The organism is Streptomyces albicerus (assembly GCF_008905045.1).
GTDB lineage: Bacteria > Actinomycetota > Actinomycetes > Streptomycetales > Streptomycetaceae > Streptomyces > Streptomyces albicerus.
The window spans coordinates 1-16,207 of record NZ_VWMY01000013.1; the positions used below are offsets into that span (position 1 = coordinate 1).

12 protein-coding genes are annotated in these 16,207 nt (G+C 69.0%); 7 read left to right on the forward strand and 5 right to left on the reverse strand.

What is annotated here, in order from left to right; genetic code table 11:
• Window positions 1–148: 148 nt before the first annotated feature.
• Entirely contained in the window at window positions 149–1,912 is a 1,764-nt protein-coding gene (locus GAS53_RS12870) for an MDR family MFS transporter (protein ID WP_151477663.1), read from the reverse strand.
• Between the two features lie 134 nt (window positions 1,913–2,046).
• Between GAS53_RS12870 and GAS53_RS12875 the strand changes: the two genes are divergently transcribed.
• The gene (locus GAS53_RS12875) at window positions 2,047–2,631 is read left to right on the forward strand and encodes a TetR/AcrR family transcriptional regulator (protein WP_151477664.1); all 585 of its coding nucleotides are present in this window, start codon (window positions 2,047–2,049) and stop codon (window positions 2,629–2,631) included.
• Between the two features lie 54 nt (window positions 2,632–2,685).
• Here the strand turns inward: GAS53_RS12875 and GAS53_RS12880 are convergent, their stop codons facing one another.
• Window positions 2,686–3,402, reverse strand: a complete 717-nt coding sequence (locus tag GAS53_RS12880; protein WP_151477665.1) for a M23 family metallopeptidase — start codon at window positions 3,400–3,402, stop codon at window positions 2,686–2,688.
• 453 nt (window positions 3,403–3,855) lie between these two features.
• Here GAS53_RS12880 and GAS53_RS12885 point away from each other — a divergent pair, with 453 nt between their 5' ends.
• Together GAS53_RS12885 and GAS53_RS12890 are read left to right on the forward strand one after the other, a co-directional pair.
• Window positions 3,856–6,420, forward strand: coding sequence for an NACHT domain-containing protein (locus tag GAS53_RS12885; protein WP_151477666.1), 2,565 nt, complete (start codon window positions 3,856–3,858; stop codon window positions 6,418–6,420).
• A 51-nt stretch (window positions 6,421–6,471) separates the two neighbouring features.
• The gene (locus GAS53_RS12890; RefSeq protein WP_151477667.1) at window positions 6,472–9,036 is read left to right on the forward strand and encodes an NACHT domain-containing protein; all 2,565 of its coding nucleotides are present in this window, start codon (window positions 6,472–6,474) and stop codon (window positions 9,034–9,036) included.
• Between the two features lie 120 nt (window positions 9,037–9,156).
• On the opposite strand, the gene GAS53_RS12895 is transcribed toward GAS53_RS12890, so the two are convergent.
• Window positions 9,157–10,698, reverse strand: a complete 1,542-nt coding sequence (locus GAS53_RS12895) for a carboxylesterase/lipase family protein (protein ID WP_151477668.1) — start codon at window positions 10,696–10,698, stop codon at window positions 9,157–9,159.
• 187 nt (window positions 10,699–10,885) lie between these two features.
• On the opposite strand from GAS53_RS12895, the gene GAS53_RS57590 reads away from it, so the two are divergent.
• The 3 genes from GAS53_RS57590 to GAS53_RS12900 all read left to right on the forward strand — a co-directional run bounded on the left by GAS53_RS57590 (window position 10,886) and on the right by GAS53_RS12900 (window position 12,003).
• Window positions 10,886–11,011, forward strand: a complete 126-nt coding sequence (locus GAS53_RS57590) for a hypothetical protein (RefSeq protein WP_263974130.1) — start codon at window positions 10,886–10,888, stop codon at window positions 11,009–11,011.
• 96 nt (window positions 11,012–11,107) lie between these two features.
• Window positions 11,108–11,230 (forward strand): hypothetical protein, encoded by a 123-nt coding sequence (locus GAS53_RS57595; protein ID WP_263974131.1) that lies wholly within the window; start codon window positions 11,108–11,110, stop codon window positions 11,228–11,230.
• Between the two features lie 131 nt (window positions 11,231–11,361).
• Window positions 11,362–12,003, forward strand: a complete 642-nt coding sequence (locus GAS53_RS12900) for an HAD family acid phosphatase (RefSeq protein ID WP_151477669.1) — start codon at window positions 11,362–11,364, stop codon at window positions 12,001–12,003.
• Between the two features lie 99 nt (window positions 12,004–12,102).
• Here the strand turns inward: GAS53_RS12900 and GAS53_RS12905 are convergent, their stop codons facing one another.
• Window positions 12,103–14,628, reverse strand: a complete 2,526-nt coding sequence (locus tag GAS53_RS12905) for an ATP-dependent Clp protease ATP-binding subunit (protein ID WP_151477670.1) — start codon at window positions 14,626–14,628, stop codon at window positions 12,103–12,105.
• A gap of 429 nt (window positions 14,629–15,057) precedes the next feature.
• On the opposite strand from GAS53_RS12905, the gene GAS53_RS12915 reads away from it, so the two are divergent.
• The gene (locus GAS53_RS12915) at window positions 15,058–15,651 is read left to right on the forward strand and encodes an SCO3374 family protein (RefSeq protein ID WP_151477671.1); all 594 of its coding nucleotides are present in this window, start codon (window positions 15,058–15,060) and stop codon (window positions 15,649–15,651) included.
• On the opposite strand, the gene GAS53_RS12920 is transcribed toward GAS53_RS12915, so the two are convergent.
• The gene (locus GAS53_RS12920; protein WP_151477806.1) at window positions 15,630–15,965 is read right to left on the reverse strand and encodes a histone-like nucleoid-structuring protein Lsr2; all 336 of its coding nucleotides are present in this window, start codon (window positions 15,963–15,965) and stop codon (window positions 15,630–15,632) included. The genes GAS53_RS12915 and GAS53_RS12920 overlap by 22 nt on opposite strands.
• Between the last annotated feature and the right edge of the window lie 242 nt (window positions 15,966–16,207).

Here is a 16,207-nt window from a genome sequence, read left to right on the forward strand (position 1 = left end):
GAGGACGAGGCCGTTCAGGCCGATAGCGGGGGTCTGGGGGCGCAGCCCCCAGGGGACGGGAACGGGTAGGGGCGGCGGGGGCGAAAAAAGACCCCCGGCCACGGACACCATCCGCACCAGGGGCCTCCTCGACCAAGGAGTAGGACGACTAGGACTCAGACGCCCTCGGCAACCGCCGGCTCGGCGTCCGCGGCGTACGCGGCGTCCTCACCCGCACCCCCGACCGACTTCCGCGCTCCCGAAGCCCCCGCCCCGACGCCTCCTCCGAGTCTCCCGAAGTCCCCGAAGCTCCCGAAGTTCCCGACGCCCCCGAACCTCCAGAGCCCCCCGACTCCGCGGAACCGCCGGAGGCACCCCGCAACGGAACCTCCTTGACGAACACCGCCCCCACCAGAGCAACAACCGAAACCACGGCCCCGAGCAGGAACGCCGCATGCGTCCCGGAGGCCACCGCATGCTGATACGCCTCCCGCGCAGCCTCCGGCAACTTCGCCAGACTCGCCGCATCCAACTGCGCGGACTGCTCGGTGACCTTGGACCCCAGCGCCCCGGCCCGCTCGGTCATCACATCCTGAACCCGGCTGTTGAACAGCGCGCCCATGATCGCGACCCCGAAGGACGACCCGAGCGTACGGAAGAGCGTGGTGGTGGACGACGCGACGCCCATGTCCTTCATCTCGACGCTGTTCTGCGAGACGAGCATGGTGATCTGCATCAGACAGCCCATGCCTGCGCCGACCACGGCCATGTACACACCGGACGTCAGCCGCGTCGTATCGGTGTCCATCTGCGAGAGCAGGAACAGCCCGACCACCATCAGCGCACTGCCCACGACCGGAAAGACCTTGTAGCGCCCGGTGCTGGTGGTCACCCGCCCCGCGACCATCGACGTCACCAGCATCGCGCCGAGCATCGGCAGCAACAACAACCCGGAGTTGGTCGCGGACGCGCCCTGCACGGACTGCTGATAGAGCGGCAGGAACAGCACCGCACCGAACATCACGAACCCGGCGATGAATCCGACGACGGACATCAGCGAGAAGTTACGGCTCCGGAAGATGTGCAGCGGCACGACCGGCGCGACGGCCCTGGTCTGCACGAACAGGAACCCGACGAGCGCGGCGACCCCGATCCCGATCAGCTCCATGATCATGGCGGAGCCCCACGCGTACTCGGTCCCGCCCCAGGTGGTGACGAGCACGATCGAGGTGATGCCCACGGTGAGCAGCGCGGCGCCCAGGTAGTCGATCCGCGCCTGCGCCCGCTTCTTGGGCAGATGCAGTACGGCGCTGATGGCGATCAGCGCTATGACACCGAGCGGCAGGTTGATGTAGAAGGACCAGCGCCAGCCCCAGTGGTCGGTGATGGTGCCGCCGACCAGCGGCCCGCCGATCATGGCGAGGGCCATCACGCCGGCCATCATGCCCTGGTACTTGCCACGCTCCCGCGGCGGAATCAGATCCCCGATGATCGCCATGACGCCGACCATCAGACCACCGGCGCCGAGCCCCTGGATCGCGCGGAACCCGATGAGCTGCCCCATGTCCTGGGCCATTCCGCTCAGCGCCGACCCGATCAGGAAGAGCACGATCGAGGTCATGAAGATGCCCTTGCGGCCGTACATGTCGCCGAGCTTGCCCCAGATCGGGGTCGAGGCGGCGGTCGCGAGCGTGTACGCGGTCACCACCCACGACAGATGCTCGAGCCCGCCCAGTTCCCCCACGATGGTCGGCATGGCGGTGCCGATGATCATGTTGTCGAGCATCGCGAGCAGCATCGCGATCATCAGCGCGAGCAGGACGACGCGTACGCTCCTGGGCTGTTTGCCTCCGACCTCTGCCGCGCCCTCCGCCGCGTCCGCCGCCCCGGCTGCTCCTGCCTCGGCCGCGTCCGCTGCCTTGGTGTCCGCCACTGTCCCCACTCCCCTGGGTACCGCACTGCCGCTTACTTGCCGACCGGCAAGTTGACTACACTTGGGGAACGTAGACCCGTAACTAGCCGGGCGTCAAGTAAGTTTTTCTTTACCCAGGACGAGGAGCGGCCACGATGGGCGGCAGCAGGCAGCGGCGGCGCGGGGACACCCGTCAGCGCATCCAGGACGTGGCCATTGAACTCTTCGCCGAGCAGGGCTACGAGAAGACGTCCCTGCGCGAGATCGCCGAACGGCTGGATGTCACGAAGGCGGCGCTCTACTACCACTTCAAGACCAAGGAAGACATCCTCATCAGCCTCTTCGAGGATCTGACGAGGCCGATGGACGAGCTGATCGAGTGGGGCAAGGGGCAGCCGCACACCCTCGACACCAAGCGGGAACTCCTGAGCCGCTACAGCGAGGCCCTCACCGACGCGGCCCCCCTCTTCCGCTTCATGCAGGAGAACCAGGCGACGGTCCGCGAGCTGAGCGTCGGCGAGTCGTTCAAGGACCGCATGCTCGCGCTGATGGACCTCATCAAGGAGCCCGACGCCCCGCTCACGGACCAAGTCCGGTGTGTGAGCGCCCTGTTCACGATGCACGCGGGGATGTTCGCTCTCAAGGACATGGAAGGCGACCCCGAGGAGAAGCGGAAGGCCGTCCTGGAGGTCGCCATCGAACTGGTCACGCGGGCGCACGGCGGGGCCCACGATTCCTGAGCCCGGACCACCGGACGACTTACCTGGACGACCCTTGGACGACTCGGACGCCCCTTAGAGGGTCACGCCCTTGGAGCGCAGGAAGGCGACGGGGTCCACCGCGTTGCCGTAACCGGCCGACGTGCGGATCTCGAAGTGCAGGTGCGGCCCACTGGAGTTGCCGGTGTTGCCGGACAGCGCGATCCGCTGGCCGGTCTTCACGACCTGGCCGACGTTCACGTCCACGCGGGACAGGTGGGCGTACTGCGAGTACGTACCGTTGCCGTGCTTGATGACGACGGCGTTGCCGTACGCGGGTCCGTCACCGGCGCCGTTGCCGCCGGCCTTCACGACGGTGCCGCCGTGCGCGGCGACGACCTTGGTGCCGGAGGCGACGGCGAAGTCCTGGCCGGAGTGGTTGGACGACCACATGTTGCCGGCCTGGGCGAAGCTCGCGGAGAGCTTGTACTTCTTGACCGGGTCGACCCAGGAGGGGGCCTTCTTGGCAGCGGCCTTCTTGGCGACAGCCTTCTTCGCCGCGGCCTTCTTCGCCTCAGCCTTCTTCGCGGCGGCCTTCTTCGCGCTCGCGGCCTTGGCCTGAGCGGCGGCCTGCGCCTTTACGGAAGCGGCGGCGCTCCCCGTGGAGACGCTCCCCGTACTGGCGCCGGTCTCGGCGGCGGCCGCGACTCCGGCCCCCAGCACGGCCGAGGCCCCCAGACCGACGGCGACGACGGCCGCCCGGGCACGGAGCAGGGACGTACGGGGATGCTGGTTCTTGGTGCGCTGCGACATGGGGACTACCTCCGGGGGACGGACATCAACACACCCGGCGCGCTGTCGATGCGCCGGGCGGGGCATCCCTTGGTAACCCGCCCCCCTGCCATCCCCCAAAAGCGCCATCTACGACTCAAAGTCGTACTTGACACCAAAACTTCCGACTCCTTGACAGCCGCACCATCCCGTACTGGATAGTCCCTGTTTTCAACTGGAAGTCTGGTTTACGCCCACGTCACGGGCGTCCGCTTCGGCACCAAACCCGCCCCTCCGGGGCCGTCGCCCCCGACAGCCGCACCCGCCTCCGGGTTCTGGGCCAAAGGTCCTTTTTGCCCCACTCGCCACCCCCACTACTCCGCCTAGTAGGGGACAAATCGCCTGTGCGTCATGTCACCGGACAGCAAGATCCAGGAGGTGAGGAGTGTGGCGGGGGCTACACAAGGGTGCAGGTGGTTCGCCTACGCTCGGTGCATGGTCGACGCCGGAGTGCTCGGGGCCCGTATCGCGTCCAGTGCGGTCGCACCGCTCGTGAAGAAGCTCTTCGTGAAAGATCAGCCGGGGGCCGGGCTGGTGACCAGGCCGGTGCGAATATCGGCGTTGGTCTCGTTCGGGCGGGAGAAGCGGAACGTCACGCCGAGAGACGTCGAGAAGATCGCGGAGGAACTGGTCCGCCGAGCGCTGAAGGCGGCGGGGCCCGGGGAACGGCCGGTGAGGGCCGAGGAGGCGGTGGCCGTCAAACACGCCCTCGGGCACTCCCTCGCGGCGCTCGGGACCATCACCATCGACGACTACGAAGCCGTGGCTCTCGGACCCGACGAGTTCGCGCGCGTTCTCCGTTCCAACCCCGCCGTCGCCGCCTACGGGCTCAGCGGCGACGGCGAGCTCTTCTACGAGCAGCTGCTCCACACCGCCTCGCTGCACATCCTGAACTTCTTCACGCAGCGCTCCACGTACATCGCCCGGCAGCAGACCGTGCAGAGCCAACAGCTGGCACGGCTGGTGCGGGCCGTGGACCTCCTGCTGGAGCGCCTGCCGTCGCAGTCGGCCGAGGACGCGGAGTTCGAGGCACGGTACGCAGAACACGTCGCCGCGCGGTACGGAACGCTGACCATCTACGGCCTGGACGCCGGGACGAGCGAGTGGTCGCTGGACACGGCGTATCTCAGCCTGGAGGCGACCCGGGAGCGCGACGGGCGGGGCAATGGACGGGGCGACGGACTCCAGGTGCCCGCCGAGCAGGTCCTGGCACAGCACGACCAGGTACTCCTGCGCGGCGTGGCGGGCTCCGGGAAGACGACTCTCGTCCAGTGGCTCGCGGTGACTGCGGCGAGTCGTACGTACGACCACGGGCTGACGCATCTGATCGGGCGGGTGCCGTTCGTGCTGCCGATGCGCAGGATCGTACGGCCGGGGGCGGAGTTCCCCATTCCCGGGGACTTCCTGAAAGCCGTCGGCTGCCCGGTCGCCGGGGAGCAGCCGGCCGGCTGGGTGGAGCGTGTGCTCCGGGCTCAGCGGGGTGTTCTGCTGGTCGACGGGATGGACGAGATCGCCGGTGACCGCCGGGACGCAGCCCGGCGCTGGCTGCGGGAGCTGACCCGGACCTTCCCCGGCAATCTGTGGCTCGTCACCTCGCGTCCCTCCGCCGTTCCGGAGAGCTGGCTGGGTTCGTCGGGTTTCCACGAGCTGACGCTCTCCCCGATGGCACGCGACGACGTCGCCACGTTCGTACGGCGCTGGCACCGCGCCGCCGGAGCGGACGAGGCCGAGGGAACCTCCCTGCTGCAGGCCGTACGGACCACGTCCGAGCTGAACCGGCTGGCCACCAACCCGCTGATGTGCGGCATGCTCTGCGCGCTCCACCGCGACCGGCGCGGCTTCCTGCCGCAGGACAGGAAGTCCCTGTACGAGGCCGCCCTGACCATGCTTCTTGAACGCCGGGACCGCGAGAGGGAGTTGGACCACCCCGACGGGGTGCGCATCCCGTACGCGACCCAGGTGCAGCTGCTCCAGAAGCTGGCGTGGTGGCTGATCCGCAACACCCGCTCGGAGATGGACCGTTCGGATGCGTTGCACATCATCAAGCAGGCGGTGCCGTCGATGAACCTGGTGGGCAGCGGCGAGGACGTCTATGCGTCGCTCCTGCTGCGGTCCGGGCTGCTGCGTGAGCCGGCCGACGGGCGGGTGGACTTCCTCCACCGCACGTTTCAGGACTACCTCGGCTCCCGACTGGCCGTGCAGGAACTCGACTTCGACCTCCTGGTGAACAACGCCGAGAAGGACGAGTGGGAGGACGTCATCCTCCTCGCCATCGCGCACGCGCGGCCGAGGGAGGCGGAGCAGATGCTGCGGCGGCTGGTCGAGCAGGACACCGCGCGCGGGAAGCTGCTGGCCGCGGCGGGGCTGCGGTACGCGGCGGAGGTGGAGCCCTCGGTGCGGACGCTGGTGGAGGAGGGGGTGGAGTCGCTGATCCCGCCGCTCTCGCTGACCGCGGCCGACGCGCTGGCGGAAGCAGGCGGTGATCTCGTGCTCGCCCTCCTTCCAGGCCCGGAGAAGATCAACAGCCTGATGGCCTACCGCGTGACCGAGGCGGCGGCCCGGCTGGGCAGCGAGGCCGCGCTGCACTACCTGACCCGCTTCCGCAAACACCCGAGTACAAAGGTCCAGACGACCCTGGCCGGGGCCTGGCAGCACTTCGATCGCACGCTCTACGCGCGCGACATCCTCGCGCACCTGCCCCAGCAGTGCCGGGTCTTCGTGCACAGCACCGAGGACCTCCGCACGCTCCGGTCCATCGGCGGCTGGGAGGACATCCGGGTCCGAGGCACCTACAAGGTCGAGGAACTCACCGAGCTCATCGTGCGCGAGCGACTCGTCCACCTCTCCTTGCAGGCGCCTCATCCGGTCGAAGGACTGGCCTGGCTCTCGGTCTTCCCGAACCTCGTGGACGTGTACGTGGAAACAGAGGTGAGCGGGACCCTGGCACAGCAGGTCCCGTCCTGGACCACGCTCATCACCCCCAAGTCCGGGGCGAGTTGACCTACCCTTGAACTTCCCGCAACAGCCCCACCACCAGGGACCCCGATGCCCATGGAGCCCGTTGTCCGCATCCCCTCCCCCCACGCCACACCCCTCGTACAACGGCTCTTCCGCACCCCACCCCAACCCCCCACCACCCCCGAACTCATCGCCGCAATAACCACCTGGCGCGGCCCCGACGCCCCCGCAACCCCGGACGAAGTCCACCGCGCCGCCGCCGAGTTCACCCAGCTCGCCGCCGAGAAGCACTCCACCCCGACGGCCGAACTCCCCGCCGTGGTCGACGTCCTGGCCCGCACGCTTCTCGCCATCGGTGAGCTCGACCTCACCGACGTGGACGCCGTACGACTGGGCCCGCAGGACTACGCACGCCGCCTGCGCGGGGCCGTACAGGGCGCGGACCGGGACCTGTCACCGGACGCCGCGTGGTTCCACGACGCGCTGCTCGTGTCCGTGTGCCTGCACGTCCTGCACCACTTCATCCGGCGCTCGCCGCACATCCAGCAGCACATGCCCGAGCGTTCCAGCCGCATCCGTCAGCTCGTCGACCTCAATGACACCGAGGCGGCAGCACGCCGGCCCGAACGCTCCCAGCAGGACGCGGAGTTCGAAGCCGCCTACGCCGAGGAGGTCGTACGCCAGCACGGCTGGCTGACCATCGTCGGCGTCGACTTCCCGAACGCGCCGGACCGCTGGCTCCTGGAGGACACCTACCTCAGCCTGGAGGCCGAGGAGAGCAGCGGCGGCGAGGCCACGGGCGGCCACCAGCGAACCGTGCTGCTCGCGGACCGGGCACTGGAGGGGCACGAGCGGGTCCTGCTGCGCGGCGTGGCGGGCTCCGGGAAGACGACCCTCGTCCAGTGGCTGGCCGTGGCCGCCGCCCGCGAGGGGTCGCGCGTGCCCTTCGTCCTGCCCGTGCGCCGTTTCGCCCGCGAGGGCTTTCCCGCCCCCGACGACTTCCTGCACGCCATCCGCCACCCGCTCGCCGACCGGGCGCCGGAGGGATGGGTCGTACGGACACTGCTCGCGGGCCGCGCCATACTCCTCGTCGACGGGATCGACGAGGCCCCGGAGGAGACGCGCGGCAAGCTCCGCGACCAGCTCCGCCGCCTGCTGCGCATATTCTCCGGGAACGGCTGCCTGGTCACCTCGCGCCCCTCCGCCGTGGCGGACGGCTGGCTCATGGAGGAGCACCTCTCGGACGAGGGTTTCGCGGAACTGTCGCTCGCGCCGATGTCCCGCGACCAGGTGACGCGGTTCATCCGGGACTGGCACTCGGCGGCGATCGGCGACGAGCACTGTCGTGAGCAGCGGGACCGGGACGAGCTGAAGGAGTACGAGCAACGGCTGCTCCACTCCGTACGGATCTACCGCGAGCTGCGCCAGCTCGCCACCAACCCCCTGATGTGCGGCCTCATCTGCGCCCTGAACAGGGACCGTTCCGGCTCCCTCCCGCACGGCCGCAAGGAGCTGTACGAAGCGGCCCTGGAGATGCTTCTGCAGCGCCGCGACCCCGAGCGGGACGTGCTGTACGCGGACGACGTACGTCTCCAACAGGAGCCGCGCGAGCGGCTGTTGCAGAAACTGGCGTACGCCATGCTGGAGGACGGCGCCTCGGAGCTGCCGCGCGGACGGGCGGTCACCATCCTGGACGGCGCTCTGCCTGCCATCCCCGCCGCACGCGCGGCGGGCGACGGCGAGAAGATCTTCCGCCATCTGCTGCACCGCACCGGGCTGCTGCGCGAACAGGCGGGCCTTTCGGTGGACTTCATCCACCGCACCTTCCAGGACTATCTCGCCGCCAAGGAGATCGTGGACCGCGGCCGCCTGCTCACCCTCGTCGACCACGCCCATCAGCCCGAGTGGGAGGAGGTCATCCGCATGGCCGCGGCCCAGGCCCGCCCCGAGGAGTGCGGCGACTTCCTGGAACGCCTGCTGTCCGCCGCGCCGGTGCTGCGCAGGCCCCAGGTGAACCACCGCCGGCTGATGGCCGCGGCCTGCCTGGACCATGTCACCGAACTCGACCCGGCGGTCCAGCGGCTCGTCCACGACCGTACGAAGAACCTCGTACGCCCCACGACAGAGCTGGCCGCCCGCGGCCTGGGCTGGGTGGGCCCCATCGTCCTGGAACTCCTCCCCGACCCCGAACAGGTGCCGGACGACCAGCAGGCCCTCCTCCTCGCCATCACGGCCACCCGTGTCGAGGACGACGCCGCCATCGACTACCTGGCCCGCCTCCGCAGGCGCTCCTCCCTCGCGATCCGGGCGGAACTCGCCCGGCCGTGGCGGCACTTCGACACGGAACGCTACGCACGGGAGATCATCGCCCACCTGGACCCGGACGGCCTGTACTACCCCGTCTCCGACACCGCCGAACTCACGGCCCTGCGGGATCTCGGCGGCCGCCCCCGGATCCAGGTGGCCGGTGTCATGGCCACCGCCGAACTGATGGACGGCCTGGACCGCACCCAGCTCACCCACCTCTGGCTCAACGCCGAACCGACCGACCCGGACATGTCCTGGCTCTCCCGCTTTCCCCGCCTCCGAGTGCTCCGCGTCAATCCGCGCCTGCCACGGGTACGGAACGTGCCGGAGGGGGTGACGATCACGGCGTGAGGTGACGCGACGTGCTCCGTCCCCGGTCGACCGCGAACTCGTCCTCGTGGACGAAGACTTGAGCCGCGTGGTCCAGGACGCCTTCGCCGCCGTACCGCCGTGAGCGCCACCAAGAACTGCCTACCCGCCCAACAGCAACGCCCCGAACGCATGCCCCCGCCACAGCCCCCGGGACGCCTCCTCCGGATACGCGGCCACGGTCGGCCTCACATCGAAGACCTGCACCAGCCGTCCCTCGGCGTCATACGCGGGCCACCCGAGTCCCTCCCCCGACGCGAACCCCGTCCAAGCCGCCCGCATCCGCGCAGACAGCTCCTCCGCCTCCTCGTACGGCCCCTCCCCCAGCAGAATCGCGGGCAGTCCCCCGCTCAGGTTGCCGAACACCAGCGGCACATCGAGCCCATGACAGGCCCCGAGGCCCCCGCCCATACCCGGCGCACCCCACGTCAGCTCGTAGAAGTGGGCGCGCCCACCGCCCGCGACCTGCGCCTCGGCAAGGTGCAACGACGGCATGCGGAACAGCCAGTCGGAGTGGACGAGTTCGTACAGCTCCTCCGGGCCCGCTGCCGGGAACGCGGCACGGTACGCATCACCGCCATCGTCGCCGTCGCCGCCATCTCCGCCGGGCGCAAACGCCCCCAGCGCGACAGCCGCCTGTTCCTCCGTCACCTCACCGAGCGTCCCGCCGAGCGCCATGAACAACCGGTACTCGTGCCGCGTGTGCCCGACCACCAGCTCGACATCCCGCCCCGCCCCGGATGCCAGCGCCTCCCACGGGGCAACCGGCAGCACCTCCCCGTCGACAACAGGCGCCACCGGAATCGACGTATGCGCCAACGCCCCCCACCGCTCGGCGAACAAGCCCATCTTCGCCCCGACCGCATCCCCCGCCGCGGGCAGCCGCCTCGGCTCCACCGCGCCCAGATCCTTCGCAGTCGGCCGCAACCCCAGCTCCGCCGCGAACTCCCCGGCGATATCGGTGGCAAGCTCGGCGGAGAAGAATGTGCCGGGCACGCTCTGGGCGACGGCCCGCCCGAAGAGCCCCCGAGCGCGCGGCATCGCGAGCAGCGCGGCCAGCGAACCCGCGCCCGCCGATTCGCCGAAGACCGTGACGCGGTCCGGATCGCCGCCGAAGGCTCGGATGTTGTCCCGCACCCACTCCAGCGCGGCGACCTGGTCGAGCAGTCCGCGGTTGGCCGGCGCGCCCTCGATGAGCGCGAACCCCTCTATGCCGACGCGGTAGTTGAGCGTCACCACGACGACGCCGCCCTCCCGCGCCAGCCGACCGCCGTCGTACTCGGGCAGGCCGGACATCCCGATGGTGTACGCGCCCCCGTACAGCCACACCATCACGGGCAGCCCGGCGCCGGGGCCGGGGTCGGGCGTCCAGACGTTGAGGGTCAGCCAGTCGCTGTCGCCCGCCGCGTCCCCGGACGACAGCGCGTCCATCCCGAACGCCGCGGACTGCGGAGGCGGCGGCCCGTACGCCACCGCCTTGCGTACGCCGTCCCAGCCCCGTACGGGCCGGGGCGCCCCGAACCGCAGCGCACCGACCGGCGGCTCGGCGAACGGGATCCCCCGGAAGACCGCCGGGCCCGCCACCTCCCGGACCCCCCTCAACATCCCGGCTGTCGTACGGACTTCGGGTTCGTCGGCGCCCATCACGGCTCCCTCTGAAGGCAGTTCGGGTCACCGTGGATCCTCCCGCCGGGCCGGACCGTACGGCCACCGGTTTTATCGCCCCAGGATCCCGGTTCTCGTCCCGCGTCGCCTTCAGGGACTGGCCCTGACATATCTGCGATTCACCAAAAATGCCCTCGAGTTCACCGGACTGCGCGGCTTGCGCCATATGCGCTCGGTGCAGACGCTGAGCCTGGCGGGCCTCTTCGAACAACTCACCCCTGAGGACTACGAAGAGGTCGCGTTCCTCCCCGAACTCGAGGAATTGCGCCTCGACTGGACCGCCATCCCCTGAACCGAAGGCCCCGTCCCGCCGGGCATTAGGCGACTCCGCCGCAACAAATTCAGCGGAAACGAAGATCTCTCGGCGGTATCGGCTCTGTTTCCCGGGTTGCGGTCGGTCACATTCGTACTCGACTCGGAGACGACGGAAGTACCGGAACAGGTCCTCGAACTCTTCCCGGGCAAGCACCCCGTCATGGAGACGCACACCGTGCCCCAGGCCAGGGTCTAGCCCAACCCCGCCTGGGCATCCTACAGTTACCGACCAGTAATCTCTTCGCTTCCCTGCGGCCTCACACGCCCATGAGCATGCACCTCGACCCACGTCCCGCAGCGCTCCGACGCGAGAGGAACCCCCCACCCATGACGAGAAACAGCTGGCAGCGCCTGATAGGCGTGACCGCCGCCGCCACGGCCGTCACCGCGGCCCTGATGAGCCCTGCCGCAGCCGCGACCCCGGCCGCGGCCCCCGCCTCCGCGACGGCCGTCGCCACGGCCGCCGCCGCGGAGGACGTGGACTACGACACCTGGCAGCAGGACTGCCGGGCCGTCATGGCCGAGGCTCTCCCCTACCTGAAGGAACGTATCGCCGACGCGGCCGCGGGCGAGAAGCAGGCCATCGTCTTCGACATCGACAACACCACGCTGGAGACCGACTACGGCTTCAGCTACCCGTCGCCGGCCAACGCGCCCGTCCTCGACGTGGCCAAGTACGCGCAGGACCACGGCGTCGCCCTGTTCTTCGTCACCGCGCGCCCGGACATCATCAAGTCGGTGACCGACTACAACCTCAAGCACGTCGGCTACAAGGTGTCCGGGCTCTATGTCCGCAACTTTGTCGATCTCTTCAGGGACAAGGCTGAGTTCAAGACCGCCAAGCGCGCGGAGATCGAGGCCAAGGGCTACACGATCATCGCGAACATAGGCAACAGCGCCACCGACCTCTCCGGCGGCCACGCGGAGAAGACGTACAAGCTGCCGGACTACGAGGGCCAGTTGTCGTAAGCCACCCGGACCGGGAGCCGCCCCCATCGGGCACGGAGAAGGGGGCCGGTGCTTTCAGCACCGGCCCCCTTCTTCGACTCTCGGCTCAACCCCGGAGGGTCAGGCCTCCTTGCTCAGGTTGGGACCCGCTCCACCGGCCGCCTGCTCGATCGGCGGGACGTCCGGCAGTGCCGACTTCTCCTCGCCGCGGAAGGTGAAGGTCTTGGCCTCGCCCTCGCCCTCCGTGTCGACGACCACGATGTGACCGGGGCGCAGCTCGCCGAAGAGGATCTTCTCCGACAGGCTGTCCTCGACCTCGCGCTGGATCGTGCGACGCAGCGGACGCGCGCCGAGCACGGGGTCGTAACCCTTCTTGGCCAGCAGCTCCTTCGCGGACTGGGAGAGCTCGATGCCCATGTCCCGGTCCTTGAGGCGCTCGTCCACCTTGCCGATCATCAGGTCGACGATCGTGAGGATGTCGTCCTGGGACAGCTGCGGGAAGACGACCACGTCGTCGACGCGGTTGAGGAACTCGGGGCGGAAGTGCTGCTTGAGCTCGTCCGCGACCTTGTTCTTCATGCGCTCGTAGTTGGACTTCTTGTCACCCGAGGCCGCGAAGCCCAGGTTGAAGCCCTTGGAGATGTCCCGGGTGCCGAGGTTGGTCGTCATGATGATGACCGTGTTCTTGAAGTCCACGACCCGGCCCTGGGAGTCGGTCAGGCGACCGTCCTCCAGGATCTGCAGCAGCGAGTTGAAGATGTCCGGGTGAGCCTTCTCGACCTCGTCGAAGAGGACCACCGAGAACGGCTTGCGCCGCACCTTCTCCGTCAGCTGGCCGCCCTCTTCGTAGCCCACGTAACCGGGGGGCGAACCGAAGAGACGCGACACCGTGTGCTTCTCGCTGAACTCCGACATGTCGAGGGAGATCAGCGCGTCCTCGTCACCGAAGAGGAACTCGGCGAGCGCCTTGGACAGCTCGGTCTTACCGACACCGGACGGGCCGGCGAAGATGAACGAACCACCGGGACGCTTCGGGTCCTTCAGACCGGCACGCGTACGACGGATCGCCTTGGACAGCGCCTTGACGGCGTCGACCTGGCCGATGACCCGCTTGTGGAGCTCGTCCTCCATGCGCAGCAGACGCGAGGACTCCTCCTCGGTCAGCTTGAAGACCGGGATGCCGGTGGCGGTCGCGAGGACCTCGGCGATCAGCTCGCCGTCGACCTCGGCCACGACGTCCATGTCGCCGGCCTTCCACTCCTTCTCCCGCTTGGCCTTGGCGGCCAGGAGCTGCTTCTCCTTGTCGCGGAGGGAGGCGGCCTTCTCGAAGTCCTGCGAGTCGATCGCGGACTCCTTGTCGCGGCGGACGCCTGCGATCTTCTCGTCGAACTCGCGGAGGTCCGGCGGCGCGGTCATCCGGCGGATACGCATCCGGGAGCCGGCCTCGTCGATCAGGTCGATCGCCTTGTCCGGCAGGAAGCGGTCCGAGATGTACCGGTCGGCGAGCGTCGCCGCCTGCACCAGGGCCTCGTCCGTGATGGACACGCGGTGGTGCGCCTCGTAGCGGTCCCGCAGGCCCTTGAGGATCTCGATGGTGTGCGGCAGCGACGGCTCCGCGACCTGGATGGGCTGGAAGCGGCGCTCCAGCGCGGCGTCCTTCTCCAGGTGCTTGCGGTACTCGTCCAGCGTCGTGGCACCGATGGTCTGCAGCTCACCACGGGCCAGCATCGGCTTCAGGATGGAAGCCGCGTCGATGGCGCCCTCGGCGGCACCCGCACCGACCAGCGTGTGCAGCTCGTCGATGAACAGGATGATGTCGCCGCGGGTGCGGATCTCCTTGAGGACCTTCTTCAGGCGCTCCTCGAAGTCACCGCGGTAGCGGGAGCCGGCGACCAGCGCGCCGAGGTCCAGGGTGTAGAGGTGCTTGTCCTTGAGGGTCTCGGGCACCTCGCCCTTGACGATGGCCTGGGCGAGCCCTTCGACGACGGCGGTCTTGCCGACGCCCGGCTCACCGATCAGGACCGGGTTGTTCTTCGTACGGCGGGACAGCACCTGCATGACCCGCTCGATCTCCTTCTCGCGCCCGATGACCGGGTCGAGCTTGGACTCACGAGCGGCCTGGGTGAGGTTCCGGCCGAACTGGTCGAGGACCAGGGACGTCGAGGGGGTGCCCTCGGCAGGCCCACCTGCGGCGGCGGTCTCCTTGCCCTGGTAGCCGGAGAGCAGCTGGATGACCTGCTGCCGCACCCGGTTGAGATCAGCGCCCAGCTTGACCAGGACCTGGGCGGCGACGCCCTCGCCCTCACGGATCAGGCCGAGCAGGATGTGCTCCGTGCCGATGTAGTTGTGGCCCAGCTGAAGGGCCTCGCGGAGCGACAGCTCCAGGACCTTCTTGGCACGGGGGGTGAAGGGGATGTGCCCGGACGGGGCCTGCTGCCCCTGCCCGATGATCTCCTCCACCTGCTGGCGGACCGCCTCGAGCGAAATCCCGAGGCTCTCCAGGGCCTTAGCGGCGACACCCTCACCCTCGTGGATCAGGCCCAGGAGGATGTGCTCGGTGCCGATGTAGTTGTGGTTGAGCATCCGGGCTTCTTCCTGAGCCAGGACGACAACCCGCCGCGCGCGGTCGGTGAACCTCTCGAACATCGTTAATCGCTCCTCAGAGCGGTCAGGCAGTAAGGGGACGCTCCCCTCCCTGTCCTTCCGCAGCTTAGTCCCGCAAGCGGGGACCGCTCATTCCAACTGCCGACACCGTCCTTGGCCTCCTGACCCCGAACGCCGACATATGCTCCAACCCGATGGTGCGAGACGATGTTCCCGCAGGCCAGGCAGATACCCTCACCATCTGTACGCCGATGGCGAACGTGAGATGCCCGAGCCTCGCGTGTCGACCCTCCCACTAGGGATGTCTTACCCGTACGCACTGACACTCCATGCCGCGCACACCGGTTCCCTCCGCTACGGGCGAACATCCTTGCGCCGCCGACCACTCCCGCACGCCCCCGCTTTCGACACTCTTCGCACACGCCGGACCACCGAGCGTAACTCGAACGCACTTCTGGCGGTTGCCCTTGCATGGTCCCCACGATCCCCTTCCCACGCCGTCCGCTCGACTCGAGCGACACGGTCCGGCACTGGTACGAGAACGAACTGGGCTGGGCGACGGTGCCCGGCACCCCCGTGGAACTGCTGACGGGGCTGCGTTTCGACGTCCTGGACGCGCCCGCGGAGGCGGGATACGCGGCGCTGCGGCATCTGGGGCCGGGTTCTCCGGTGGCCGTGCGGGCGGACCGGATGCGGCTGCTGGTGGCCGCGGGGAGCGCGGACGAGCTGCCGGGGCTGCTCGACTGGCTGGAGTGGGGGGCTCTCGCGCTGGATCTCAGGGCGATCGGCGAGGGCGGGCGCATCGAGGCGCCGCTGCCGCCCGGCACTCGGGGAACCGCAGGGTCCCCCGTGCATACCCCTGCCGACGGCTCGCAGGGGGCCGCCGTCTGGCTGCGGCCCCCTGAGCCTGACTGCGAGGTGGAGCCGTTGTTGCCGACGTTGTCGGCGCTCGGTGGGGGCGGTGGGGGCGCCCCCGATCTCGTACGACTCGTGGACACGATGGCGACCGAGTGTCACCGCATCCGACTGCGCCGTTCCTGTGCTCAGGCGTTGGCCTTCTCGTAGGCCTCGCGAATGGACGCCGGAACGCGGCCACGGTCATTGACCTCGTAACCGTTCTCCTTCGCCCACGCGCGGATCTGCGCGGTGTCCTGACTGCCACCGGCAGCGGCGCGTGCCTTTCCACGGCCGCCCGAAGCGCGGCCTCCGGTACGACGCCCGCCCTTGAGGTACGGCTCGAGAAGTCCACGGAGCTTGTCCGCATTGGCAGTCGTGAGATCGATCTCGTACGTCTTGCCGTCCAACGCGAACGTCACGGTCTCGTCCGCCTCGCCGCCGTCGAGGTCGTCGACAAGAAGGACCTGAACCTTCTGTGCCACCGGATTTCCTTTCATCGATATCTTCAGGGACAGGGTCTGCGGCGGCCGCCGCTGTTTCACGCCCCTGTTATATGCACTACTGCAGTACGTCGGAAAGCAAACCGCTTTTGCTGGAAAAACACAAACCCCTGGGAGAGACAGAGAGAGACCGACGGGTCCCGGGAAGACCGGAAACGTGCGCGTTTCGGACATAGGGGCCCGCGAGCAAGGGCTGCCGGGGTAGTGCGGCGGGTATGCCGGGG